A 22,804-nucleotide genomic window follows, 5' to 3' on the forward strand; every position below is an offset into this window, starting at 1 on the left:
TGCCAGCGCGGGGACGGCCAGCTCGCAGGTGCGGACGCCCGCCGCGGCCCAGTCCGCGGCCACGGCCTCCAGCACCGCGTGACGCACCCCGGCCGGATCGGCCGCAGTGGGATCGGTCGCGCTCTCGTGCAGCAGCCCGACGCCGTCGCGCACCTCCGCCACCGCGTAGCCGACCGTCGCGTCCGCCTCGGCGAGCCGGTACAGCGTCGCGCCCCGCAGTCGCACCTCCGCCATCGTCCAGTCGCGGTCGCCGCGCACCGGGGCGAGCACGACCACACCGGTGCGGGAGCGCTCGTAGACCTCGCGCAGCGGGCCGAGGACGCCGAGTCCCACGGACTTGCGCACGACCGAGGCGAGCTCCACGGCCGTCGCCGACGCCGCCCACGGTCCGGCCATCGTGCGGGGCATCGAGAAGGTCGTGAAGCCGCTCGACCGGTACACCTCGGGGGTTCCGGTGAACAGCAGGGCCCAGTCGGCGTCACCCGCCGCGTCCAGGGTGGCGGCCACGAGCCGGCGGGCCAGTCCCCGGCCCCGAGCCCGCTCGGCGACCGCGACGCTGCCGATCGCGTGCACCCGCGCCACCGCGCCGTCCGACTCCCGCAGGCTCTTCGGCAGTCCGTAGATCGACCCGCACACGCCCTCGTCGTCTTCCGCGACGAGCGTGTGGCTCAGCCGCTCGTCGTCCACGAGCCACTGGTCCGGCGCGAGGGGCGGCGTGAAGGCGGCCGCCCACAGTGCCGCGAGAGCGGGCTGGTCCTCCGCCCGCGCCGACCGCACGACCACGGCGCTCATGCCATCGAGGAGAGCTGGGCGCGGTCGACGGCGTGTGCGAGCGGACGCCCCGCGGCGAAGGCGTCGAGCTCGTCGGCGACGATCCGCCCCTGCCGCAGCCGGCCCTCCCTGGTCCCGGCCGCGCGGTGCGGGGTGAGCAGCACGCGCGGCGCCGAACGGAAGGGACTCTCCGCGGACAGCGGCTCCTCGTCGAACACGTCGATCGCGGCACTCAACCGGCCACGACGCAGTTCGGCGAGCAGGGCGGCCTCGTCGACCAGCCAGGACCGCGCCGTGTTGACCAGGCCCGCCCCGTCCGGCATCAGCGCGAGCTCAGGCGCTCCGATCAGGTGATGCGTCTCCGGCAGGGTCGGGGCGTGCACGGCGACGATCTGCGCACGACGGAGTGCCTCGTCGAGCGTCACGAGCTCCGCCCCGAGCGACGACGCCTCGGCCGCGTCGAGCGTGGGATCGACGAGCAGCGGCTGTGCGCCGAGCGCACGGAGGAGCTCGAGGTACGCCCGCCCGGTCCGGGAGGCGCCGATGACCGCGATGGGGGCGCCGAGGATCTCGTGCTGCACCCCGACGGCCTCCGCGTCCCACCAGCCGTCGCCGGCGCGCAGCGCGTCGTGCATCTCCGGCACCCGGTGCAGCAGGGCGAGCGTGAAGGTCAGCGAGACCTCCGCCACCGACCGGGCCATCCCCGCCCCGGCCTGCGTCACCCGCACGCCGCGGTCGAAGAGCGCGTCGGTCGCGAACGGCTTGATCGTGGCCCCGGTGTGCGCGATGAGCTCCAGCTTCGGGAGCGTGGCGAGCACCGCGTGATCGAAAGGACCCACGCCCCAGCTCGTCACCACGACGCGCGCCTCGTCGAGCACCGCATCCGCGAGCCGGTCCACCCGCACGAACGTCCCGCCGAGCCGCGCCGCGACGACCTCCAGGCGCGCCGCATCGTCGGGCGAGAAGAACTCGGCGAACAGCTCCGCGGAGACGACCGCGACCACGGTCGGAGCGCTCGTCCCGGCGGTCATCGCAGCCAGGCCTCGAGGTTCTCGGCGATGAACGCGTCGTCGTTGAGCTCCGGGTACGCCTGCCGGACGCGGGCGATCTCCTCCGCCTGTCCCGGGGAGAGACCCTCGGCGGGATCGAGGCACCAGATGCCTTCCAGGAGGCCCTGCTGGCGGAGCATCTCGTGCACGCCGGCGATGACCCCGTGGAAGTCGTTGCCCGGGTCGAACACGGCCTGGTTCACGTCCACCATGTCCGAGGCACGGCGCCCCACCTCGCGGTAGGCCTCCGCGTCTCCCGCCAGGGCGCGGTGCACCCGCTCCAGCAGCGCGACCGCCGCGTGCGTGCCGACCGCCCACTGGCCGAGCAACCCGCCGACGAACCGGAGGGTGCGCCGCCCGGACGGGGAGTCCACGTGGAACTCGGAGAGCAGGTCGGCGACGATCGCGTCGTCGTTGCCCGTGTACAGCGCGATCTCGTCGGCGCGCCCCGAGGCGGCCACGCCCCGCACGAGCTCCAGCGTGCGGTAGCGGTCGAAGGGCGCCGCCTTCACCGCGACGACGGACGGGATCGCGGCGAACTCGCGCCAGAACTCGCGGCCGAGCACGGGCCCGCCGATCGCGGTCTGCAGGTAGAAGCCGACCAGCGGCAGCACCTCGCCGACGGCGCGGGCGCGGTCGAGCAGGGCACGCTCGTCCGCACCCGCGACGCGGGGACTCACCAGCACGGCGTCGTAGCCGAGGGAGCGGGCGAGCTCCGCCTCGGCGACCGCCTGGGCCGTGTCACCCGCCACGCCGGCGATGCGTACGAGGGTCGCATCGTCGCGGGCGTCCATCTCCTCCGCGGCCAGCGCGAGCACCGGCTCGAAGAGCGCGTGCTCCGGGTCGCGGATCTCGAACTGCGTCGTGTGTACGCCGACGGCGAGGCCGCCGGCCCCGGCGTCGAGGTAGTAGCGGGAGAGCGCCCGCTGCCGCCGCTCATCCAGCGTGCGCGCGGCGGTGAGGGCGAGCGGATGGGCCGGGATCACGGCACCGCGGGCGAGGGTCGCGGCGGCCTCAGGGCGCAGCGACGGCACGACCGCCGTCCGCGCAGCGGCGTCGGTCATCAGAACTTCCCGTCCCGCACGGCCCACTTCGTGGGCTTGGCGATCATCGGCAGCCCGTCGCGGATCCAGCCGGCCTGCATGCGGATGAGCTCCTCGGCGGAGACGGAGGGGTAGCCGAACAGCGCCATGCAGCGGCGGGCGTCGCTGAGCAGCGCGGTCGGCTGCGGCTCGTCGACGATCTCCACGTCCCGCTCGAACAGTTCGCCGAAGCGGTGGGCGATCGAGGAGACGCTGAGCAGCTCCGGACCGGTGAGGTTGATCACGAAGGGGTCGGTCGAGGCATGCACGAGGCTGCGCAGCACGACCTCGTTCGCGTAGCCCTGCCAGATCACGTTGACGTTGGCGGTGGCGACCGAGACCGGCTCCCCCGCATGCACGGCGCTGCCGATGTCGGCGAGCACGCCATAGCGGAGGTCGACGGCGTAGTTCAGGCGGATGATCGCGACCTCGGTGCCGCGCTCCTGCGCCCCGAACTCGAAGACGCGCTCCCGACCGAGGCAGGACTGCGCGTACTCGCCGATCGGCGCGGGCGTGGTCTCCTCGGCGGCACCGCCCGAGGTGGCAGGGACGAACGGGTACACGTTCCCGGTGGAGAGCACCGAGATCGCGCTGTCGCGGTAGCGGCGGGCGATGCGGTCGGGAAGAGCCGCGTTGACCTCCCACGCCCAGGAGGCGTTGGTCGCCGCACCGAACTTCGCGCCCACCATGAACACCACGTTCGGGGCGTCGGGGAGACCGGCGAGGTCGTCGTTCTCGATGAGGTCGAACGGCACGACGCGGACCCCCGCGGCCTCCAGGCGCTCGCGGATGGCGGCGTCGCCGAAGCGGGAGACCGCGTACACGGCGTCGTCCGTGCGGCCGGCGGCGTCCAGGCCGCGCCGGGCGAGCATCGCCAGGGTCGGTCCCATCTTGCCGCCGGCGCCGAGGATCACAAGGTCTCCGGAACCCTGGGCGAGGTCGGCCACGAGCCCGTCGCTCGGGGTGGCCAGCGCCTCCTCGAGCTCGGCCTCGGAGGCGAATGCGTACTGCGTCATTGTCGTGCGGTTCCCTTCTTCTCAGCCCTTGATCCCGGTGCCGGTGACGCCCTCCTGCACGTACCGCTGAGCGATGAGGTACGCGAGGAAGATCGGCAGCAGCGCCACGACGGAGCCGGCGAGCATGGTGCTGAGCGGCACATCCTGCTGCTGCAGCGACGAGATGCCCACGGTGAGGGTGAACATCGAGTTGGACTTGGCGATGATGAGCGGCCAGAGGAAGTCGTTCCAGTGCCAGAGGAAGACGAAGATCCCGAGCGTCGCGAGGATCGGCTTGCACAGCGGCAGCACGATCCGCAGGAAGATGCGGAACTCGCCGGCCCCGTCGATGCGGGCGGCCTCGAAGAGCTCGTCGGGGAGCCCCTGGATGAACTGGCGCATGAGGAAGACCGCCTGCGCGTTCGCGAGCGTCGGCAGGATGAGCCCCCAGTACGTGTCGATGCCGCCGAGGTTCGCCATGAGGATGAACGTCGGGATCAGCGTCACGTGGAACGGCACCATGACCATCGCCAGGAACGACCAGAACATGACCTCCTTGCCGCGGAAGCGCTTCTTGGCGAAGGCGTATCCGGCGAGCGCGGAGAGGAACAGCACCGCCACGACCGACACGAGCGAGTAGACGAGCGTGTTGAACAGCCAGACGAGGATGTTCTGCCCGGCGAGCACCTGCTCGTACGCCTCGAACGAGATGTCGTTCCAGGGGAGCAGCGAGCCGGGGAGCTCCACGAGCATGCCCGGCTTCAGGCTCAGCACGACCATGGCGTAGAAGGGGAAGAAGCTGAGGATGCCGGCGAGGCTCAGCCAGATCCAGCGGACGGCGACGCCCCAGCCGGTCGGCTCGAGCGCGCGGAACGAGCGGCGTTTCCGCGCGGCGGGACGGGTCGCGGGCGGCGTCGTCTGCGTCGGCGGCTGCAGGAGGGCGGTCATTTCTGCTTTCCGATCACGAGGCGCTGGATGAGGGCGACCACGAGGGTCATGAGGAACAGGGCCACGCCCACAGCGGCGGCGTAGCCGTAGTCGAAGTAACGGAAGCCCTGGTCGTAGAGCATGTAGACGAGCGAGTAGCTGGCATTCGCCGGCCCGCCCTGGGTCATCACGTAGATGACGTCGAAGACCTGGAAGGCGGCCGTCGTCTCGATCACCGCGAGGAAGAAGAAGGTCGGGCGCAGGTGCGGGAGGATGATCCACCGGAAGCGCTGCCAGGCGTTCGCGCCGTCGACCAGCGCCGCCTCCTCCAGCTCGCGCGGCACGTCCTGGAGGGCGGCGATGAGGATCATCATCCCGTAGCCGAACCGGGACCAGACGCCCACGACGACGATGGCGGGGATCACGAGCACGGTGCTGCCGAGCCACGAGCCGCCGAGGCCGAGCGGGGTCATCAGCGCGGACCAGGGACCGTTGGCGGAGAAGATCCAGACGAAGATCGAGCCGGCCAGCACGAGCGAGGTGATGACGGGGAGGAAGAAGATCGAGCGGAAGAACCGGGCGCCGCGGAAGGCGCGGCGCACGCCGAGGGCCATGATCGTCGACAGCACGAGCGCGATCGGCACCGCGAAGACCGTGTAGATGAGGGTGGTTCCCAGCGCCCGCCAGAACAGCGGGTCGGCGACGAGGCGCTGGAAGTGGTCGAGGCCGCGCCAGGCGATCTCGCCGGAGATGTCGTAGTCGAAGAAGCTCAGCGCCACACCCGCGATGCTCGGGCCGAAGCGGAAGGCGATGAACAGCAGGAAGGCGGGGAGCACGAACAGGAACGCGACGCGCGCTTCCCGTCGGGCGAGCACCCGGGCGACCCGTCCTGCGGGCTTCGGCGCCGTGGTGGCCGTCGTCATTGTCGATTCCTCACGTGGGGGGCGGGAGAGGGGGGCGTGCGGCGGGTACCCGCACGCCCCCGGGGTGTCACTTCTGCAGCAGCGGGGCTGCGGCGGCCGCGGCGTCCTTCAGGGCGTCGGCCGGGGACTTCTGGCCGAGCAGGGCGGCCTGGATCTCCGGCGAGAGCACGCCCATGAGCGCACGGGAACTGGCGTCGAGCTCGCCCACCGTGGTGTCGGGGACGTACTTCTCGACCTCGCCGAGGAGCGGGTCGTCGGCGTACAGCGGCTCGGTGGTGCTGAGCGCGGAGAAGTAGCCGGCGGCCTTGAGGTACGGCTCGACGACGTCGGCGCCGGTCGCGAACTCGGCGAACGCGGCTGCGGCCTCGGGGGCCTTCGAGCCCTTGAGCACGGACAGCGAGCCGACGGTGCCGTAGGCCACGGACTCCTTGTCGGTCAGCGGCGCGAGGACCTTGACGTTCTCCTCGCCCCAGAACGGCGCGACCTCGGTCACGGCGTTGTTCCAGGTGCAGGCGACCTTGCCCTGGGCGATGGCGGTCTGCTCCAGCGGGACGTTGGTGGTGAGGGCCTCCGGGTCGAGCGCGCCCTCCTCGGCCAGGTCGGTCAGGAAGGTGAGCGCCTCTTCGCCGGCCTTGCTGTCGAAGCCGACCTCGCCGTCCTCGGTGTAGACCTCGCCGCCGGCCTGCCAGAGCAGCGGGTAGTAGGTGAGGTTGAGGGTGTTCTCGGCCGACGCCGGGTAGTTGAGGGCGTACATGCCCTTGTCGATGAACGCCGGAGCCATCTCGGCGATGTCGTCCCACGTCTCCGGGTACTCGGTCACCCCGGCCGCCTCGAACGCGGCCGCGTTGCAGATGAGCGGCTGCGCGCTGGTGAGGATCGGGGCGCCGAGGATGTCGCCGCCGAGCGTGACCGACTCCTTGACGTTGGGGAGCAGGTCGCCCTGGCGCTCCTCGCTGAGCAGGTCGTTCAGCGGGGCGATCGACTTCTGGTACGCCGCGAGCTGGTCGGGGATGAGGTAGACGACGTCCGGTCCCTTGCCGGCGGCGATCGCCGTCTGCAGGGCCTCGTCACGGTTCGCCCACGGGAAGATCTCGTACTTCACGTTGACGTTCTCGTTCTCCTTCTCGAACGCCTCGATGGTCGAGTCCCAGAAGTCCTTGTGCACCGCCTCGTCGGCGATGACGGGGTAGAGCCAGACCGTGATGTCCTGCTCGCCCTCTGCGGTGTTGCCTCCGCCGGCCGAACATCCGGCCAACAGGGTGGCGGCCGCGACTCCCGCGACGACGCCGGTGATCTTGCTGACGCGCATGGTGCTCCTTTGCGTAAACCGTGCTGAGTACGGTTCATTATGACATTGGCTTTGGATAATTCGTCAAGCACAAGTTCTCAGAGCCTTGTTTCGGCCGTGTTTCTCGGCCGTGAACAACAATCCCCGATCTGAGAATCGGGTGTGCTAATTTGATCGCACCAACGGCGGAGATGAAGGAGGGACCCGATGGGCGCGACCAGTCCGCTCTCGATCGTGGCGCGGTCCGCACTCCGGCTGCGCGACGCCGGACCGGCGACGGTCAGCGACCTCTCCCGGTCGCTCGACGTCTCCCGCACCTCCGTCGAGAACGCCGTGGCGGTGCTCTCCGACTCCGGCCTTCTCGTCGACGCCCCGGCGCAGGTCGGCGGCGGCGCCGGTCGGCCCGCCCGCCGCTACTCCTTCCACGCCGCCGCCGGTGTGGTGGTGGGCGTGGACATCGGCGTCGCGAGCGTGCGGGTCGTCGTCGCGGACCTCGCGGGGGTGGTCATCGCTCAGCGCACCTTCCCCGGCGTCGCGGAGCAGCCCGACGGCCCGGCCAAGCTCGCCGCCGTGATCGACGACGTGCGACGCACGCTCGCCCGGCTCTCGCTGCCGCGCACCGGTCTGCGGGCGATCGGCGTCTCCCTGCCCGGCATCGTCGACGACGACGGACGGGTCACCACCTCGGTCGTCATCCCGGAGTGGTCCGGCATCGACATCGGCTCGCAGCTGCGCCAGGCTTTCGGCTGCCCCGTGGCGGTCGACAACGGCGTGCGGCTCGCGGCCGTCGCGGAGCATCACCTCGGCGTCGCGCAGCTCGTCGACGACGTGATCTATCTCTCGGTCGGCAACCGCATCGCCATGGGCCTGATCCTCGGCGGCCGCCCCCGGCGCGGCATCCACAACGCGGCGGGAGACATCGGTCGCCTCGCCTTCCGGGGCCTGAACACCGAGACCGGGCAGATCTCGTGGCGCACCGCCCGGACCGCCGCCGAGGTGTTCGCCCTGGCGCGCAGCGGAGAGCAGGCCGCCAGGGAGGAGCTCGACGGCTTCATCGACGAACTCGCCCATGGGATCGCGACGCTGATCATGACGGTCGATCCGGCCATGGTCGTCATCGGCGGCGGACTCTCGGCCGCGCACGAGCAGCTGCTCGACCCCCTGCGCGCCGCTCTGCCCGGCCACCTCGGGCTGCCGTTCCAGGTGCCCGTCGCGGAGGCGCGGCTGGGAGCGGAAGCCGCCGCCCACGGCGCCGTCGTACATGCGTTCCAGCGGCATCCGGGCGACATCTACGGCATCGAGGACATGCCCGCCCCACCGATCACCCCCCTGCCGCACGACCCCACGGCCGGCGACGACCCCGAGGAGAAGCAGTGAGCACGTTGAAGGTCGGACTCATCGGCGCGGGCGGGATCTCCCGCGTGCACGCCGACGCCTGGCGCGCGCTCGGCGTGCAGGGCTTCGTCACCTCGAAGGAGGGCGCGGAGGAGATCGCCGCCGAGTACGGCTTCGAGGTCGTGGCCGACGTCGACGCGCTCCTGGAGCAGGTCGACGTCGTCGACATCGTCACGCCGAGCAGCACCCACGCCGACTTCGCCCTTCGGGCCATCGCCCGCGGGGTCGACGTGATCTGCGAGAAGCCGCTCGCCGCGACCGCGGAGGCCGCCGCCGAGGTGACCGCCGCCGCAGCCGCCGCGGGAGTGCGGCTGTTCCCCGCCCACGTCGTGCGCTACATGGGGGAGTACGGCCGGATCAAGGCCGGCATCGACGCCGGGCAGATCGGCACCCCCGCCGTGCAGCGCTTCCGTCGCCTGGGCGCCGCGCCGCAGGCCCCCTGGTTCTTCTCGGAGCGGGCGGGCGGCGGCGTCATCCGCGACCTCATGATCCACGACATCGATCAGGCGCTGTGGTTCGCCGGGCCGGTCGACAGCGTCTACGCCGTGCAGAACCCGCCGACGGTCGACGACCGCGTGCCCGCCCCTGTCACGGCGCATGTCGTGCTCACCCACCGCAACGGGGTCATCAGCCACGTGCACGCGAGCTGGGTGCAGCCCGGCATGCCGTTCCGCACGAGCGTCGAGGTCGCCGGTTCCGAGGGGCGCCTGCGCTACGACAGCGCCGAGGACCACACGCTGCGCACCGACGCCGTGCTCGTCGAGGGCGCGACCGACTACCTGCCGCCGATGTCTCCGGAGGAGAGCCCGTACTACGCGGAGATCGCCGACTTCGTGGCCGCCATCGCGGAAGGACGCGAGGCCGCCGTCACCCCGGAGGACGGCATCCAGGCGGTCGCGGTCGCCGAGGCCGCCTACGCCTCGATCGCCTCCGGAGCCCCGGTCGCCCTCCCCGCTTCGTCCCCCGCCGTCGCCGTCGCCGAGGAGGCCACCCGATGACCGCTCCCCGCCCGCTGCGGATCGCCGTGCTGTCCTTCGCGCACACGCACGCCCTCAGCTATGTGCACGCGCTGCAGCAGATGCCCGGCGTCGAGCTGATCGCCGCCGACCCCGACGGCGCCTCCGCCCCGGACGACGCTCCGCGCGGTGCCGCCCTGGCCGCGGAGCTCGGCGTGGCCTATGTGGAGACCTACGACGAGGCCTTCGCCTGGGGTCCGGACGCGGTCGTGGTGGCCGCCGAGAACTCCCGTCACCGCGCCCTCGTCGTGCAGGCCGCCGCGGCCGGCGTGCACGTGCTGTGCGAGAAGCCGCTGGCGACGACGGTCGAGGACGCGATCGCGATGCGCGACGCCTGCGACCGTGCGGGCGTGCTGCTCATGGTGGCGTACCCGGTGCGCTTCTCCCCCGCGGTGCGCGATGCCGTCGCCGAGCTGCGCAGCGGACGCCTCGGGAAGATCCTCGGCGTCACCGGCATCAACAACGGCAAGCTCCCGCAGGACCGGGCCTGGTTCACCGACCCCGCGCTCGCCGGCGGCGGTGCCCTGGTCGACCACGTCGTGCACTGCGCCGACCTCCTCGACGAGCTCCTGGGCGAGCGGGCGCAGACCGTCCGCGCGGTGTCGAACAGCATCCTGCACGGGGAGCGCGACCTCGCGGTCGAGACCGGGGGCCTTGTGACGATCCAGTACCCGAGCGGGGTGATCGCCACGATCGACTGCTCGTGGAGCTGGCCGCTGAGCTCGCCGACCTGGGGCGGCCTCACCCTCGAGGTCGTGGCCGAGCGCGGGACCGTGACCGTGAGCCCCTTCGCGAAGGGCGTGGCCGGACACGATGCCCACGGCGAGACCTGGACCCCGGTCGGGGCCGACCTCGACGCCCTGCTGCTCGAGGAGTTCGTGCAGGCCGTCCGCGCGGGCCGTCAGCCCCAGCCCGACGCCGGAGTCGGCATCCGGACCGTCGAGATCGTGAAGGCCGCGCAGGAGTCCGCGTCCCGCGCCGGCACCCCCATCCCCCTCTGACCCCGCCCCCGTCCCTCGCGGGATCGAAAACGCTCCCCTTCCGGTCTCCCCCGGCACCTTTCCCGTCCCGCACCCTTCTCCGCGCCCCGAGTTCCCCCCCTCGCGGGATCGAAAACGCTCCCCGCTCCGCCTCCTCAGGAACGTTCCCCGTCCCGCACGGAGACGGTGTGCGCATGCCGGAGTCCCAGCCCCTCCCGTCCCGGAGGGAGGGGGCGGGCATGAAACCGGCGCGACGGGCGTTGCACCGGACGTCGCAGCGACACGGAGGAGACAACATGCGCATCGACCTCGCCGGGAAGACCGCCCTCGTCACGGGTTCCACCCAGGGCATCGGACTCGCCATCGCCACGACTCTGGCCGACGCGGGCGCACGGGTCGCCGTCAACGGCCGGAACCCCGAGACCGTGTCGTCGGTCGTCGCCGCACTGCAGGAGGAGAATCCGGACCGGAACCTCGTCCCGGCTCCGGGCGACGTCACCACGGAGGACGGCGCCGCCCGCGTGCTCGCCGCCACCGGAGACGTCGACATCCTCGTCAACAACCTCGGCATCTTCGGGGCCACCCCCGCGCTCGACATCTCCGACGACGAGTGGCGCCGGTACTTCGACGTGAACGTGCTCGCCGCCGTCCGGCTCATCCGCGCGACCCTGCCCGGCATGACGGAGCGTGGCTGGGGTCGGGTGCTCGACATCGCCAGCGACTCGGCGGTCGTGATCCCCGCGGAGATGATCCACTACGGGATGTCGAAGACCGCGCTGCTCGCCGTCTCCCGGGGCTTCGCGAAGGAGGCGGCCGGCACGGGCGTGACGGTGAACTCGGTGCTCGCGGGCCCGACCCACACCGGCGGCGTGGAGGACTTCGTGTACTCGCTCGTGGATCCGCAGCTGCCGTGGGAGGAGGCCCAGCGCGAGTTCATGCGCGTGCACCGCCCCCAGTCCCTGCTGCAGCGGCTCATCGAACCGGAGGAGATCGCGAACATGGTCGCGTACCTCGCGTCCCCGCTCGCCTCGGCGACGACGGGTGCCGCGGTCCGCGTCGACGGCGGCTACATCGACGCGATCGTCCCCTGACCTTTCGAATCGCGCACATGGTGGCATCTGCGGCCGGAATGGGGCCATTCGGGCGATTTGAAACGGAGGAGTAAGCTGGCCCCCGGAGAAGCACGGAAAGGCGGTGATGGCGATGTCCGACGATAGTAACGACGCCGCCCTCGCTGCGTCGCGCTTCCCCGCGCCCACGCGTTGAGCTCCTGCTCCGCGTGCGCGCCTCTCGCCTCGCAGTCATCGGCGGCGTCTCCCGCCCCCTGACGAATCCGCACGGACCCTCGCATCCGTGCGCCCGCGAGAACGGAGCCGCATCATGGCGCTCATCGACAACGGCGTGTACGTCCACGGACGTCGCGTGGAGACCCCGAAGAACCTGGACGAGACCTACCGGATGCTGGATGCCGCCGGCGGGATCGCGTGGATCGGCCTGTACCGGCCGAGTCCCGAAGAGGTCGCTTCCGTCGCCCGCGAGTTCGACCTGCATCCGCTCGCCGTCGAGGACGCGCTCTCGGGGCATCAGCGCTCGAAGGTGGAGCGCTACGGCGACACCCTCTTCGCCGTGCTGCGCCCCGCCCGCTACCGCGACAAGGAGGAGTCGATCGAGTTCGGGGAGCTGCACCTGTTCATCGGCCCCGACTTCGTGGTGACGATCCGCCACGCGGAGTCGCCGAACCTCGCCGCGGTCCGCCGCCGGATGGAGGCGAACCCGGAGCTGCTCGCGATGGGACCGGAGGCGGTCTTCTACGCGATACTCGACGAGGTCGTGGACGAGTACGAGCCCGTGGTGGCGGGCCTGGAGAACGACATCGACGAGATCGAGGACCAGCTCTTCGGCGACAGCGACGACGACGCCCTCTCCCGCCGCATCTACGAGCTCTCCCGCGAGGTCATCAACTTCCAGCGCGCGGTGCACCCGCTGAGCGGCATGCTGGAATGGCTGCGCCGCGGGTCGGAGAAGTACCGCATCGACGAGGAGCTGCAGCGCTCCCTCCGCGACGTGCTCGACCACACGATCCGCGTGAACGAGCGGGTCGACTCGTTCCGCGCGATCCTGGAGAACGCCCTGACGGTGCAGTCGGCGCTGGTCGCCCGGCGGCACTCGGAGGCGGGGCTCGCCCAGAACGACGAGATCAAGAAGATCTCCTCGTGGGCGGCCATCATCTTCGCGCCCACGCTCGTCGGCACGGTCTACGGCATGAACTTCGACGTGATGCCCGAGCTGCACTGGGCGTTCGGCTATCCGATGGCGATCGGGGCGATGGCCGCGTTCGCGGTCGGGCTCTATGGGGTGTTCAAGTACAAGAGGTGGCTCTGACGCGCAGGCGGTCACGGGGAACGCCGGAACGCGGCCGGTCTGCGGGCACGGAGCGCGCCCAGGAGCTCCCTCCGGCGTGAAGAACCAGGGCCCACGGCGGGCGAGATGCGCGAGACTGGAAGCATGGCGCTCGATCTCCTCCTGTCCCGCATCGTCGAGAGCGGTCTGCTCGAAGACCCCGTCTCCGCGAACGGTCTCGTCTACGGCCGGGCGAGCCTGGATGCGGCCGGCACCGTCGTGAACGTGAACGTCGACCCCGAGTTGGAGGGCGATGAGACCGCGGAGGACCTGGATCCCGACGAGCTCGTCGCGGCCATCGCGCGCGTGCTCTCGATGAGCGAGAAGCGCTGGCGGGCGATCGTCGAGGAGGTCGCGCTCGACATCGAGGACGCGGTGGAGGACGAGCCCGTCGTCGAACAGATCGACCTGCGGGACGACCTCGAGGCCACCTCGGTCGTCGTGTTCGCGGATGCCGTGCTGCTCGCGTTCGTCGCCCCCAAGCAGTTCCCGGAGTCGCGCATCCTCGTGCAGCTCGACGAGGAGCTGGAGGTCGACGGCATCGAGGTGCGCGAGCCCGACGGCACCGAGGTCATCGACGTCGACACGCTCGACGAGCTGATGGACCTCATCAGTCGCGCCGACCGGGACTGACCCGCCGGAACAGGCATTCACCGGGCAACAGGCCACACCAGCGGTAACTGCCTGACCTCGCGCGAGCGCCTGAGACCCACGCCCCGCGGCAAACAGGACGGGGACGGCGCCGGGGCATTACGCTCCCGCGCGAAGCAGAAGGCGGGCGACGGATAAGCTCTGAGGCGTGCCGATCGCCCCTTCCGCCTCCCCCGCCACCGCCTCCGACGACCTGGGCCGCCTCGCCGCCGCCCTCCGCGACCCCGCACCGTTGAACTGGATCATCACCGGCGACTCGATCACCCATGGCCTGGTGCACACCCAGGGCGGACGCAGCTACCCGGAGCACCTCCACGAGCTGATCAGGGGCGAGCTCGAGCGCGTCCGCGACATCGTCCTCAACACCGCGATCAGCGGCAACCGGATCGTCGACATCCTCGACGACTGGGAGCGTCGGGTCGCCGGCTGGCAGCCGGACGTTGTCACCCTCATGGTCGGCACCAACGACGCCTCGGACGGCGGGCCGCGACCGGTGATCTCACCGGACGACTACGCCGCCTCCCTCCACGACTTCGTGCGCCGAGTGCGCGGGCTCGGCGCCATCCCGGTGCTCCAGACGCCGCCCGTCATCGACGTCCGCAATGCGCCGGAGCGGGCGCGGATCGCCGACTTCGCCGAGGCCGTGCGCCAGGTCGCGGCCGCGGAGGACGTGATCCTCGTCGACCAGCACGCGCACTTCGCGGACCTCGGGAACGGCGGCGTGCCGTGGGGCCTCATGAACGACCCGTTCCACCCCAGCGCGGTCGGCCACGCCGCTCTCGCTCTCGAGCTCGCCCGCGTCCTCGGCATCGCGCCGCAGGGTCCGCGCGCACGCACGGCCGCCCTCCTCGAAGGCCTGATCGGCACGGCCCGCGTCTTCGGCTGAGAGGCCGGCATTTCACCCGCCCCGGGTGACCGCTCTGGACGGCGGTGACGGCGCGACGCTAGGTTGAGCGCATTCACATCCGACAGTGAGGTGGGGGCATGTCGCACGTCGTCGCAACCGGGGCCGGCAAGGCCATGATGGAACGTCGGAACGATCCGACGCACGAGTACATCCTGAAGCTCACCGGCAAGGAGCGGCCCCGGGTCCTCTTCGTCGGCACCGCCACGGGCGACGACACCGCCTACATCGTGAGCTTCTACTCCACGTACGACTCCGACAGATGCGCGCCGCACCACCTGCCGCTGTTCCACCGCGCGGTCGACGACCTCGCCGGCTTCGTGAAGGGCTTCGACGTCATCCACGTCGGCGGCGGGAACACCGCCAACATGCTCGACGTGTGGAAGCGTCAGGGCCTCGACGAGATCATGCGCGAGATGTGGGAGGACCCCTCCTCGAACGTGGTGTTCACCGGCGGCAGCGCGGGCGGCATCTGCTGGTTCGAGGGCGGCACGACCGACAGCTACGGGCCCACGCTGCAGGTGCTCCCGGAGGGCCTGGGCTTCCTGCACGGCAGCTTCTGCCCGCACTACGACGCGGAGGACCAGCGCCGGCCCCTCTTCCACGCCTCGCTCCTCAGCGGTGAGCTGTCCACCGGCTATGCGGTGGGCAACCTCCAGTCGCTGCACTTCGAGAACGGCGAGTTCGTCACCGCGGTCAGCCCGGTCGAGAACCCGCTGGCGCTGAAGGTCGAGGCGGTCGACGGGGCGATCGTCGAGACCGAGCTGCCGGTGGAGGTCCTCACCGGATCGGCGCCGATCGTGAAGGGGCCGTCGTCGTGAACGACAGCGTCTGGATCCTCGTCGCCGAGCTCATCGTCGTCGTCCTGGCGATCTTCATGGGCACCCGCACGAGCGGGATCGGCCTGGGCGTGTGGGGCCTCGTCGGCGTCGCGGTGCTCGTGTTCGTGTTCGGGGAAGCCCCCGGCAACGCCCCGGTCGACGCCGTGTTCATCGTCATCACGGTCATCACCGCGGCCTCGACCATGCAGGCCGCTGGCGGTATCGACTGGATGGTGTCGGTGGCCGCCAAGGTCATCCGCAAACGCCCGAAGTCCGTCGTCTTCCTCGCGCCGGCGATGTCGTTCCTCTTCACGGTCGGCGCGGGCACCGGCAACATCTTCTATCCGCTGCTGCCGGTGATCTACGACGTCTCGTACCAGCAGAAGATCCGGCCGGAGCGGGCACTGTCGGTCTCGGCCGTCGCCTCGCAGGTCGGCATCCTGTGCTCTCCGGTCTCCGCGGCCACCGCATCGATGGTCGTGCTGCTCGCACCGCAGGGCGTCGATCTCGGCGGCCTGCTCCTCATCATGTGGCCGGCCTCGATCGCCGGCCTGCTCGTCGCCGCGCTGGTCATGATGCGCCACGGCAAGGACCTCGAGGACGACCCGGAGTACCAGAAGCGCCTGGCGGAGGGACAGATCAAGCCGCCCGTGGTCGACGCGCACGAGAACAAGCTCCCGGCGACCGCCGTGCTCTCGGCCTCGCTGTTCCTCGCCGGCGTCGCGGTGATCGTCTTCTTCGGCCTGTTCGAGAACCTCCGTCCGGTCATCGGCACCGACGACGACGGCGATCCGCTGCGCCTGAGCGTCACCGTGATCATCGAGGTCGTCATGGGCATCATCGCCGCACTGATCTTCGTGTTCTGCAAGGTGAAGGCCGCCGACGTGCCGAAGCAGTCCACCTTCCCCGCGGGCATCGTCGGCGCCATCGCCCTGTTCGGCATCGCCTGGCTCGCGAACACGTTCGTCGCCGCGAACCAGACCCTCATCGTCGACGGACTCGGCTCGGTGGTCTCCGGATCCTCCGCCTTCCTCGGAGCGCTGCTGTTCGCGCTGGCGCTCTTCGCGGTCGCCATGCTCACGACCAGCCAATCGAGCGCCACGAACGCGATCGTCCCGATCGGCATCACGATCGGGCTGCCCGCCTCTCTGCTGGTGGGGCTGTGGCCGGCGGCGATGGGCATCTACACGCTGCCCGCCAACGGTAGCCAGGTGGCCACGGTCGCGTTCGACCAGACCGGGACGACGAAGATGGGCAAGTTCGTCCTGGACCACTCGTTCCAGCTGCCGAACCTCGTCTACGTCGGCACGGCCATCGTCGTCGGGGTGGCGCTGTCGTTCCTGTTCTGGTGACATGACCGACGTCGTTGACCGTTCGGCGCTGCGGCAGTTCCTGCTGGGGCTGGCCCAGGGGATGAACGCGTCGGCGGAGTCCGTCGACCGCATCCGGGACACGATCGCCGAGGTCGCCACGGCGTCGGGCGGAGACGGCGCCGACTTCGTCGTCCTGCCCACCATCATCATCGTGGAGACGGGGGACGCGGAGGAGCAGCGGGTCGCCTTCCGCTCGGCCACGAACGCCTCGTTCCGCTTCGATCAGATCGCCGCGCTGTACGACCTCATCGCGCAGGCGAAGACCGGCGACGTGGACCCGCTGGACGGCATCCGGCGGCTCAACGAGATCGGTGCGATGCGTCCGCGCCTCGGCTGGTTCACCCGGACGCTGGGCCATGCCATCCTCACGACCGGCCTGGCCCTCCTGCTCGCACCGACCTGGCAGGGCGCCCTCGTCGCCTTCGTGCTCGGATTCGGGATCGGCCTGCTCAAACTCGTGCGCTCTCCCACCCTGCAGCTCGTCATGCCCATCGCCGCGGCCTTCGTGTGCGCGGCTGCGGTGTTCCTGCTCGCGGAGGTCATCGAGATCGGCGACCCGATCCGCCTCCTGATCGCCCCGCTGGTCACCTTCCTCCCCGGCGGCGTGCTGACCACGGCGACGGTCGAGCTCGCGGCCGGGCAGATGATCTCCGGTGCATCCCGCCTCATCTACGGGTTCGTGCAGCTCGCGCTCCTCGCGTTCGGCATCCTCGCCGCCGGCGCCGTTGTGGGCGTCTCGAGCGATTCGTACGAGGCCCTCGACGCCTCCTCCTCGTACCTCCCCTGGTGGGTGCCGCTGCTCGGCATCCTCGTGTTCGCACTCGGCAACTACCTGCACTTCTCCTCCCCGCCGTCCACGTTCGGGTGGGTGCTGCTCGCCCTGGTCGTCGCGTACCTCGGCCAGTGGGCGGGAACCGAGTTCATCGACCCGGCGGTCGGCGGCTTCGTCGGCGCGGTCGCCGTCACGCCGGTCGTGTTCTGGATCGCCGGGCTGCGTCACGGAGCCCCGTCGCAGCTGACGTTCCTCCCGGCCTTCTGGTTGCTGGTGCCGGGCGCCGCCGGGCTGGTGGGGCTCACTGAGGCGGTCGCGACCGACAACGGCCTCGCCGACTTCACCGCGGCCCTGGTGTCGGTCATGTCGATCGCGCTCGGCGTGCTCATCGGCACGGCGCTCTATCGCGTCGTGCACCATGGCGCGGAGGAGTTCGTCCAGTTCGCCGTCGCCCCGCCGCCCGCCGAGGACGAGGAGCCCGCGCCGACCCTCTGGCACCGCCTGTCCGCTCCGCTGCGCCGCTTGCGCCGCCGCGATCGCTAGCGATAGACCTCGCGACGGTGGCCGGCGTGCACGACGACGACCGTCAGGATCCCGTCCTCGATCCGGTAGAGCACCCGGTAGTCACCCGTCCGCACCCGCCACTCCGGTCGGCCGGTGAGCCTGCGTGCCGCGGGGGGCCGCGGGTCTTCGGAGAGGAGCTCGATGACGGCCTGGATACGTCGCCTCGCCTCGGGAGGGAGCTTGCGGATCGCCCGCACGGCGACAGGCAGGACCTGGACGTCGTAGGTCACGGCACGAGCCCGAGGTCCCGCTTCACCTCTTCCCACGGGATCGGCGTCTCGTCGAGTCGCGCGGTCTCGTCCCAGGCGGCATCGACCGCGCGGATGTCGGCCAGCTCCTCCGCATCTTCGAGGAGTCGCTCCAGCAGGCTGGCATCGACGACAGCCGCCACCGGGAGGTTTCGTCGGGTGAGGTAGACGGGCTCGTCACGCGCCTCGTCGATGATGGACGCCAGCCGCGCCCGGGCTTCCGTGATCGCGATCTCGCTCATGAGTACATGATAGTGCGAAACGTACAGAACAGCGCGGTAAGGACGATCGCAAACGGGCGACGGGCCCCGCGCCGCGGAGGCGACGCGGGGCCGGGTGCCGATCAGAGCGTGGCGAGGATCTGCTTCATCTCCGCGATCTCGGCGGTCTGCGCGTCGACGATGTCCTGCGCGAGGGCGACCGCGTCGGCGTTCTCGCCGTCCGCCACCTCCGCTTCGGCCATCGCGACCGCGCCCTCGTGGTGCGCGATCATCTGCTCCAGGAACAGCCGGGACGCCTCCGGGCCCGCGGCGGCCTCGAGCGCGGCGAGGTCGCCGTCGCTCATCATGCCGTCGCCGTGGTCCATCGCGGCCGGGTCACCGGCCTCGGCACCCCAGTCGTCGAGCCAGCCCTGCATCTTCTCGATCTCCGGACCCTGAGCGGCCGTGATCCGCTCCGCGAGGTCGGCGACCCGAGGGTCGACGTCGTCCTTCGCGAGCACGATGTCCGACATCTCGATGGCCTGCTCGTGATGGACGATCATCATGGACGCGAACATCGCATCGGCCTCGTTCGCGCCGGCCAGCGGAGCGTCCGAGGTGGAGTGCCCCATGCCGGAGTGGTCGGCCGGCCCCGCGGGTGCCGTCGAGGCGCATCCCGCGAGCGCGAGGGTTCCCGCCAGGACGAGGACAGCGGCGGCAGTGGTTCGATTGGTCATTTCTCTCTCATCTCTGTCTGTCGGAAGGGCGTCCGCGGTCGCGGCGCCCGGGCGCATCGGCGCCGATCAGGTCCGACTGATGCAGAGGACGTGGAGTGAGGGAGGACGAAGCGGGGCGGCGGCCGCGTCCACGAGCGAGCGGAGAGCGCGGAGCAGAGGTCCGATCAGGAGAGCGCGAGAGGGGCGCAGCAGCAGGAGGAGTCCGCCGAGCAGGGCGAGGACGCAGGCTGCCCCGCTGTCGTGCGCAGGGTCATCCGGGACGACGGCCTCATCCGCTCCGCCCGCCTCATGCGCTGCCGACGCCGCGGGGTGAGCCGGGGCCGTGTGCCCCGCGACCGCATGCGCCCCCGGGGTGCCGTGGGTGTCGAGGGCGTGCATGCCGAGGAGTCCGAGGAGGACGCCGCCCACGAGGAGGACGGCGAGCAGCGCTCCCTGGAGCACGCGACGACCGACCATGTGCTCATGGTACCCCGTGGGGGTATGTCCACCGGCATGCCTGCTCAGCGGGCGACGCCAGCGCGCCGCAGCAGTCGGCGGACGGCGAGCACGACACCCGCCACCGCGAGCTCCCCCACCACCCGGCCCAACAGCGTGGCGACGAGCACCGGCGGAACGAGGTGCTCGGGCGAGAACACCGGGAGGGCGACGACGAAGAGCACCGCACCGGTAACGGCGCCGGCGAGCAGGACCCGGGCCGGGCGGACGGGGGCGTCCCGCCGGAACGGCAGCGCCAGGTCGAGGACCACGCCGCCGAGGACGAGCGGCACGACGCCGAGCAGCCCGATGGGCGACACCGCGACCGTCAGCACGCCGGTCACGAAGGCAGCCAGTGTCGCCATCCCCGGCACGCGGGTGACGACGCGCGCGAGGAACGGCAGCGCGGTGTGGACGCCCGCGACCACCGCGTACGCGGGAGGGGACGTGGCGGCCAGCACGCTCGTGATCGGCACGACGGCCAGGAAGACGAGGGCCTGGACCGCGCCGAGCGCGGCGCTCACGAGGAGGGCGCTGGTCGGCACGCGGCGGGAGGACACGGGGACTGTCGGACCACTCACCCCTCCGAGCCTAGAACCGCGGGCGGGTTGGATATCGTAGGGGTGGGGATGCGTACCTGGGGAGGGACGATGCCGGCTTTCGGCGCGCAAGGGGACAAGAGGTTGCCGCGGGTTTCCGCGCACGTCATCGGACGTCCGCGGGTGAACGCCGCGCTGGACGAGGGAGCTCCGCTCACACTGCTGCGCGGAGCCGCGGGCTCCGGGAAGACCACCGCCCTCGTGGGCTGGGCCTTCACCTCCCGCGACCGCGTCGTGTGGCTCACGGCCACGCCCGCGCTCGCGACGAGCGCGGCCCTCGCCGCCGCCCTGCTGCGGGTGCTGCGCAGCGCGGGCGAGGCCGTCGGCGGCCGTCATCCCGCCTCGGACGCCGGGGAGGGATGGCCAGCCGTCGCCCAGTACCTGTGCGATCACGAGGAGCCTCTCGTCCTCGTGCTCGACGACGCCGCCGCGCTCGACCGGGATGCGGTCTTCGACCTGTGCCGCACGGTCGCCGGCCCCCCGCACGTCCGCCTGATCGTCGCCACGAACCGCCCCAGCCCCTTCGACAGCGACGGCATCGGCCTCGTGATCGACACCGCGCTGATCTCTCCGGAGGACCTCGCTTTCGACACGGACGAGATCCGCCGCGCGCTCGACGTCGATGAGGACACCGCCCTCGCCGTGCGGGAGGCGACCGAGGGGTTCGCGGCGGTCATCCGCGCCGTCGCCCTCCGCGGCCGTGTCCCCGACGGCACGACGATCGTGGAGGTCGCGACCGCGGCGGTCGACGACTACCTCCGCAGCCGCATGGAGGAGGGCACGTTCGGCGCCGGCGTCCTCGAGGGCCTGATCCGGATCAGCATCACGGACACGGTCGATCTGCCGTTGGCGCAGGCTCTCAGCAGTGATCCGGACATCGGCGCCGCCCTCGACGAGGCCGAGGCGTTCGGCTTCGGGCGGTGGTCCACGGAATCCGGGCGCCGGACCTTCACGATCGCCGCGCCGGCTCGCGCCCTTCTGCGCCGCGACCTCCTGGAGCGCTTCCCGGCCGAGATCCGCCTGCTCCGACGCCTCGCGATCGAGGGTGCGCTGCGGCGCGACGCCCCCTTCGAGGGGCTCCGCCTGGCGATGGAGGAGGACGACCTCCACCTCGCCGCCCACGTCATCATGTCGGGCTGGAGCCACCTTCTGGATCACGACGGTCGCCGGGTCGTGGCGCTGCTGGGCGACCTGCCCCTCGCTCGGCTCAAGCAGGAGCCGCTGGTGGCGATGCTGCTGGGCATCTGCCTCAACGCCAACCGACTCCGACGGGTGCGCGGCCTGCAGCTGCTGCGGATGGCGATCTCCGCCGCGAACGCCCGGCGGAGCGCCCTCTCGCCGACGGAGCGCCTGTTCATCTGGACCGCGGAGAGCGCGGCGCTGCGGGTGGTCGGGATGCCCGAGCGGGCCGGGCAGGTCGCGGCCCGCGCGCTCGCGCTGTACACGGAGACCTCGGAGTCGCAGTGGGAGCAGTACGCGATCGAGATGCCGCTGCTCTGCACGCACCTCGGGATCTCGCTGTACTACGGCGGTCGCCGGGAGCAGGCCCTCCGCCTCTTCGCCGAGGCCGCCGCCCTCGCCGCGTCCCAGGGCACGGGAAACGCCTTCCACGCCGTGAGCCTGCTCAGCGGGATCCACGCCCTCAACGGCGACCTCCCGGAGGCGCGGCACTACGTCGAGATCATCCGGGACGGCTCGTGGGACCCCGCGCTGCTGGACGGGTACCGCGGCACGTTCTACCGCGTCGCGGAGGCGATGCTCGCGGTCGAGGAGGGCGACCTCGCTGCGGCCAAGCAGCACGTGCGCGCCTTCCTGCCGCACCGGGCGACGAGCGAGCACTGGACGACGATGGCGGCGGTGGAGGCGTGGATCGCGCTGCACGACGGCGAGGCCGCCGGCGGACTGGAGCGGCTGGAGTCGTTCGCCCGGATGCGCGGGCGCGAGGCCGGGTCGACGTCGGCGCGCCAGGCGCTGAGCCGCCCCCGGATCCTGCTGCACCTGGCGCTCGGCGATGTCCGTGCCGCGCGCGGCATCAAGCAGCGCGACGCCGGGACCGACCGCTTCGGCACCCTCCTGGAACGGGCCAGGATCGCCCTGATCGACGGTCGCGCTCCGGATGCGGTGCGGCTGCTCGCCGCGACGCGCCTCGAGCCGACGACCTCCCGCGAGCGCGCGGAGGCCGCCGCGGTGCACAGTGCGGCGCTCCACCGCGTCAGTCCCGCCGCTGCGCAGGCCGTGACCGAGGCGCTGCACGCCCAGCTCGCCGACCGGGACCTGCGCACTCCGCTGGCCCTGCTCGGTGCCGAGGACTTCGCCGCCATCCGGGCCGACCTCGCTCCGGTCGGCGACCCGCCGCTGCCCACCCGCTCGGCGTTGCCGTCGTTCGCGGCGCGCCCGAAGCTCTCCTCGCGGGAGCAGGTGGTGCTGCACGCACTCACCACGGGGGCGCCGCTGCCCGAGATCGCCGCGGAGCTGCGGATCTCGCCGAACACCCTGAAGACGCAGCTCCGGAGCATCTACCGCAAGCTCGACGTGGCCAACCGCACGGAGGCGCTCGAGCAGGCCGCCCGGCACGGACTCCTCCCGGGATGACGAAGGCCCCGCCCGTCGGAGACGACGGGCGGGGCCTTCTTCG

Annotated in this window: 23 protein-coding genes; 11 read left to right on the forward strand and 12 right to left on the reverse strand. The window is 71.5% G+C overall.

Going from position 1 to position 22,804, the window contains the following annotated elements; genetic code table 11:
* From D8M34_RS13505 to D8M34_RS13535, 7 genes are all read right to left on the reverse strand, one after another.
* A partial coding sequence (locus D8M34_RS13505) for a GNAT family N-acetyltransferase (protein ID WP_126894249.1) occupies positions 1-792 on the reverse strand: 792 nt, incomplete at its 3' end.
* Complete coding sequence (locus tag D8M34_RS13510; RefSeq protein ID WP_126894250.1) at positions 789-1,802, reverse strand: hydroxyacid dehydrogenase; 1,014 nt, start codon at positions 1,800-1,802, stop codon at positions 789-791. The genes D8M34_RS13510 and D8M34_RS13505, both read right to left, overlap by 4 nt.
* A complete protein-coding gene (locus D8M34_RS13515) occupies positions 1,799-2,884 on the reverse strand; it encodes a dihydrodipicolinate synthase family protein (protein ID WP_126894251.1) in 1,086 nt (361 codons plus the stop codon). Before D8M34_RS13515 ends, D8M34_RS13510 begins: the two co-directional genes overlap by 4 nt.
* Entirely contained in the window at positions 2,884-3,918 is a 1,035-nt protein-coding gene (locus tag D8M34_RS13520; protein ID WP_126894252.1) for an NAD-dependent epimerase/dehydratase family protein, read from the reverse strand. Before D8M34_RS13520 ends, D8M34_RS13515 begins: the two co-directional genes overlap by 1 nt.
* A 21-nt stretch (positions 3,919-3,939) precedes the next feature.
* Positions 3,940-4,845 (reverse strand): carbohydrate ABC transporter permease, encoded by a 906-nt coding sequence (locus D8M34_RS13525; protein ID WP_126894253.1) that lies wholly within the window; start codon positions 4,843-4,845, stop codon positions 3,940-3,942.
* Complete coding sequence (locus tag D8M34_RS13530; protein ID WP_062633348.1) at positions 4,842-5,747, reverse strand: carbohydrate ABC transporter permease; 906 nt, start codon at positions 5,745-5,747, stop codon at positions 4,842-4,844. Before D8M34_RS13530 ends, D8M34_RS13525 begins: the two co-directional genes overlap by 4 nt.
* Positions 5,748-5,814: 67 nt before the next feature.
* Positions 5,815-7,056 (reverse strand): ABC transporter substrate-binding protein, encoded by a 1,242-nt coding sequence (locus tag D8M34_RS13535; protein WP_102208546.1) that lies wholly within the window; start codon positions 7,054-7,056, stop codon positions 5,815-5,817.
* A 186-nt stretch (positions 7,057-7,242) separates the two neighbouring features.
* Between D8M34_RS13535 and D8M34_RS13540 the strand changes: the two genes are divergently transcribed.
* The 10 genes from D8M34_RS13540 to D8M34_RS13585 all read left to right on the forward strand — a co-directional run bounded on the left by D8M34_RS13540 (position 7,243) and on the right by D8M34_RS13585 (position 17,890).
* A complete protein-coding gene (locus D8M34_RS13540; protein ID WP_126894254.1) occupies positions 7,243-8,412 on the forward strand; it encodes an ROK family protein in 1,170 nt (389 codons plus the stop codon).
* Positions 8,409-9,428 carry a Gfo/Idh/MocA family protein gene (locus D8M34_RS13545; protein ID WP_085604384.1) on the forward strand — a complete coding sequence of 340 codons (1,020 nt, stop codon included), beginning with the start codon at positions 8,409-8,411 and terminating at the stop codon, positions 9,426-9,428. The genes D8M34_RS13540 and D8M34_RS13545 overlap by 4 nt, the downstream gene beginning before the upstream one ends.
* Positions 9,425-10,447 (forward strand): Gfo/Idh/MocA family protein, encoded by a 1,023-nt coding sequence (locus D8M34_RS13550; protein ID WP_126894255.1) that lies wholly within the window; start codon positions 9,425-9,427, stop codon positions 10,445-10,447. The genes D8M34_RS13545 and D8M34_RS13550 overlap by 4 nt, the downstream gene beginning before the upstream one ends.
* Before the next feature lie 275 nt (positions 10,448-10,722).
* The gene (locus tag D8M34_RS13555) at positions 10,723-11,517 is read left to right on the forward strand and encodes an SDR family NAD(P)-dependent oxidoreductase (RefSeq protein ID WP_126894256.1); all 795 of its coding nucleotides are present in this window, start codon (positions 10,723-10,725) and stop codon (positions 11,515-11,517) included.
* Between the two features lie 289 nt (positions 11,518-11,806).
* Complete coding sequence (gene corA, locus D8M34_RS13560; RefSeq protein ID WP_025104158.1) at positions 11,807-12,808, forward strand: magnesium/cobalt transporter CorA; 1,002 nt, start codon at positions 11,807-11,809, stop codon at positions 12,806-12,808.
* A gap of 123 nt (positions 12,809-12,931) precedes the next feature.
* Positions 12,932-13,459 carry a cytochrome C5 gene (locus D8M34_RS13565; protein ID WP_126894257.1) on the forward strand — a complete coding sequence of 176 codons (528 nt, stop codon included), beginning with the start codon at positions 12,932-12,934 and terminating at the stop codon, positions 13,457-13,459.
* 166 nt (positions 13,460-13,625) lie between these two features.
* The gene (locus tag D8M34_RS13570) at positions 13,626-14,363 is read left to right on the forward strand and encodes an SGNH/GDSL hydrolase family protein (RefSeq protein WP_126894258.1); all 738 of its coding nucleotides are present in this window, start codon (positions 13,626-13,628) and stop codon (positions 14,361-14,363) included.
* Positions 14,364-14,461: 98 nt separating this feature from the next.
* Positions 14,462-15,202, forward strand: a complete 741-nt coding sequence (locus tag D8M34_RS13575; RefSeq protein WP_025104161.1) for a Type 1 glutamine amidotransferase-like domain-containing protein — start codon at positions 14,462-14,464, stop codon at positions 15,200-15,202.
* Positions 15,199-16,554, forward strand: a complete 1,356-nt coding sequence (locus D8M34_RS13580; RefSeq protein WP_025104162.1) for an anaerobic C4-dicarboxylate transporter family protein — start codon at positions 15,199-15,201, stop codon at positions 16,552-16,554. Before D8M34_RS13575 ends, D8M34_RS13580 begins: the two co-directional genes overlap by 4 nt.
* Position 16,555: 1 nt before the next feature.
* Positions 16,556-17,890 (forward strand): threonine/serine ThrE exporter family protein, encoded by a 1,335-nt coding sequence (locus tag D8M34_RS13585; protein ID WP_025104163.1) that lies wholly within the window; start codon positions 16,556-16,558, stop codon positions 17,888-17,890.
* Here D8M34_RS13585 and D8M34_RS13590 read toward each other — a convergent pair.
* The 5 genes from D8M34_RS13590 to D8M34_RS13610 all read right to left on the reverse strand — a co-directional run bounded on the left by D8M34_RS13590 (position 17,887) and on the right by D8M34_RS13610 (position 20,151).
* Positions 17,887-18,141 (reverse strand): type II toxin-antitoxin system RelE family toxin, encoded by a 255-nt coding sequence (locus tag D8M34_RS13590; protein ID WP_025104164.1) that lies wholly within the window; start codon positions 18,139-18,141, stop codon positions 17,887-17,889. The two genes, D8M34_RS13585 and D8M34_RS13590, sit on opposite strands and share 4 nt — an antisense overlap.
* Complete coding sequence (locus D8M34_RS13595) at positions 18,138-18,401, reverse strand: type II toxin-antitoxin system Phd/YefM family antitoxin (protein WP_025104165.1); 264 nt, start codon at positions 18,399-18,401, stop codon at positions 18,138-18,140. Before D8M34_RS13595 ends, D8M34_RS13590 begins: the two co-directional genes overlap by 4 nt.
* Positions 18,402-18,502: 101 nt before the next feature.
* Positions 18,503-19,096 (reverse strand): DUF305 domain-containing protein, encoded by a 594-nt coding sequence (locus D8M34_RS13600; protein WP_126894259.1) that lies wholly within the window; start codon positions 19,094-19,096, stop codon positions 18,503-18,505.
* Positions 19,097-19,162: 66 nt separating this feature from the next.
* On the reverse strand, positions 19,163-19,552 hold the full coding sequence (locus D8M34_RS13605; RefSeq protein WP_085604366.1) for a DUF6153 family protein: 390 nt from the start codon (positions 19,550-19,552) through the stop codon (positions 19,163-19,165).
* 44 nt (positions 19,553-19,596) lie between these two features.
* Positions 19,597-20,151 carry an ECF transporter S component gene (locus D8M34_RS13610; RefSeq protein WP_029989525.1) on the reverse strand — a complete coding sequence of 185 codons (555 nt, stop codon included), beginning with the start codon at positions 20,149-20,151 and terminating at the stop codon, positions 19,597-19,599.
* A gap of 141 nt (positions 20,152-20,292) precedes the next feature.
* Between D8M34_RS13610 and D8M34_RS13615 the strand changes: the two genes are divergently transcribed.
* Positions 20,293-22,761, forward strand: a complete 2,469-nt coding sequence (locus D8M34_RS13615) for a helix-turn-helix transcriptional regulator (RefSeq protein ID WP_238695661.1) — start codon at positions 20,293-20,295, stop codon at positions 22,759-22,761.
* The last annotated feature ends 43 nt before the right edge of the window (positions 22,762-22,804 follow it).

The organism is Microbacterium sp. HSID17254, from assembly GCF_003989315.1.
In the GTDB taxonomy this organism is placed as follows: domain Bacteria; phylum Actinomycetota; class Actinomycetes; order Actinomycetales; family Microbacteriaceae; genus Microbacterium.

What these genes read in the sequence shown, in the direction of transcription:
- D8M34_RS13515 (WP_126894251.1), bottom strand. Translation starts at nt 2,884, where the DNA reads ATGACCGACGCCGCTGCGCGGACGGCGGTCGTGCCGTCGCTGCGCCCT.
- D8M34_RS13510 (WP_126894250.1), bottom strand. Translation starts at nt 1,802, where the DNA reads ATGACCGCCGGGACGAGCGCTCCGACCGTGGTCGCGGTCGTCTCCGCG.
- D8M34_RS13585 (WP_025104163.1), top strand. Translation starts at nt 16,556, where the DNA reads ATGACCGACGTCGTTGACCGTTCGGCGCTGCGGCAGTTCCTGCTGGGG.
- D8M34_RS13595 (WP_025104165.1), bottom strand. Translation starts at nt 18,401, where the DNA reads ATGAGCGAGATCGCGATCACGGAAGCCCGGGCGCGGCTGGCGTCCATC.
- D8M34_RS13555 (WP_126894256.1), top strand. Translation starts at nt 10,723, where the DNA reads ATGCGCATCGACCTCGCCGGGAAGACCGCCCTCGTCACGGGTTCCACC.
- D8M34_RS13565 (WP_126894257.1), top strand. Translation starts at nt 12,932, where the DNA reads ATGGCGCTCGATCTCCTCCTGTCCCGCATCGTCGAGAGCGGTCTGCTC.
- D8M34_RS13530 (WP_062633348.1), bottom strand. Translation starts at nt 5,747, where the DNA reads ATGACGACGGCCACCACGGCGCCGAAGCCCGCAGGACGGGTCGCCCGG.
- corA (WP_025104158.1), top strand. Translation starts at nt 11,807, where the DNA reads ATGGCGCTCATCGACAACGGCGTGTACGTCCACGGACGTCGCGTGGAG.
- D8M34_RS13575 (WP_025104161.1), top strand. Translation starts at nt 14,462, where the DNA reads ATGTCGCACGTCGTCGCAACCGGGGCCGGCAAGGCCATGATGGAACGT.
- D8M34_RS13550 (WP_126894255.1), top strand. Translation starts at nt 9,425, where the DNA reads ATGACCGCTCCCCGCCCGCTGCGGATCGCCGTGCTGTCCTTCGCGCAC.
- D8M34_RS13535 (WP_102208546.1), bottom strand. Translation starts at nt 7,056, where the DNA reads ATGCGCGTCAGCAAGATCACCGGCGTCGTCGCGGGAGTCGCGGCCGCC.
- D8M34_RS13525 (WP_126894253.1), bottom strand. Translation starts at nt 4,845, where the DNA reads ATGACCGCCCTCCTGCAGCCGCCGACGCAGACGACGCCGCCCGCGACC.
- D8M34_RS13540 (WP_126894254.1), top strand. Translation starts at nt 7,243, where the DNA reads ATGGGCGCGACCAGTCCGCTCTCGATCGTGGCGCGGTCCGCACTCCGG.
- D8M34_RS13520 (WP_126894252.1), bottom strand. Translation starts at nt 3,918, where the DNA reads ATGACGCAGTACGCATTCGCCTCCGAGGCCGAGCTCGAGGAGGCGCTG.
- D8M34_RS13600 (WP_126894259.1), bottom strand. Translation starts at nt 19,096, where the DNA reads ATGACCAATCGAACCACTGCCGCCGCTGTCCTCGTCCTGGCGGGAACC.
- D8M34_RS13605 (WP_085604366.1), bottom strand. Translation starts at nt 19,552, where the DNA reads ATGGTCGGTCGTCGCGTGCTCCAGGGAGCGCTGCTCGCCGTCCTCCTC.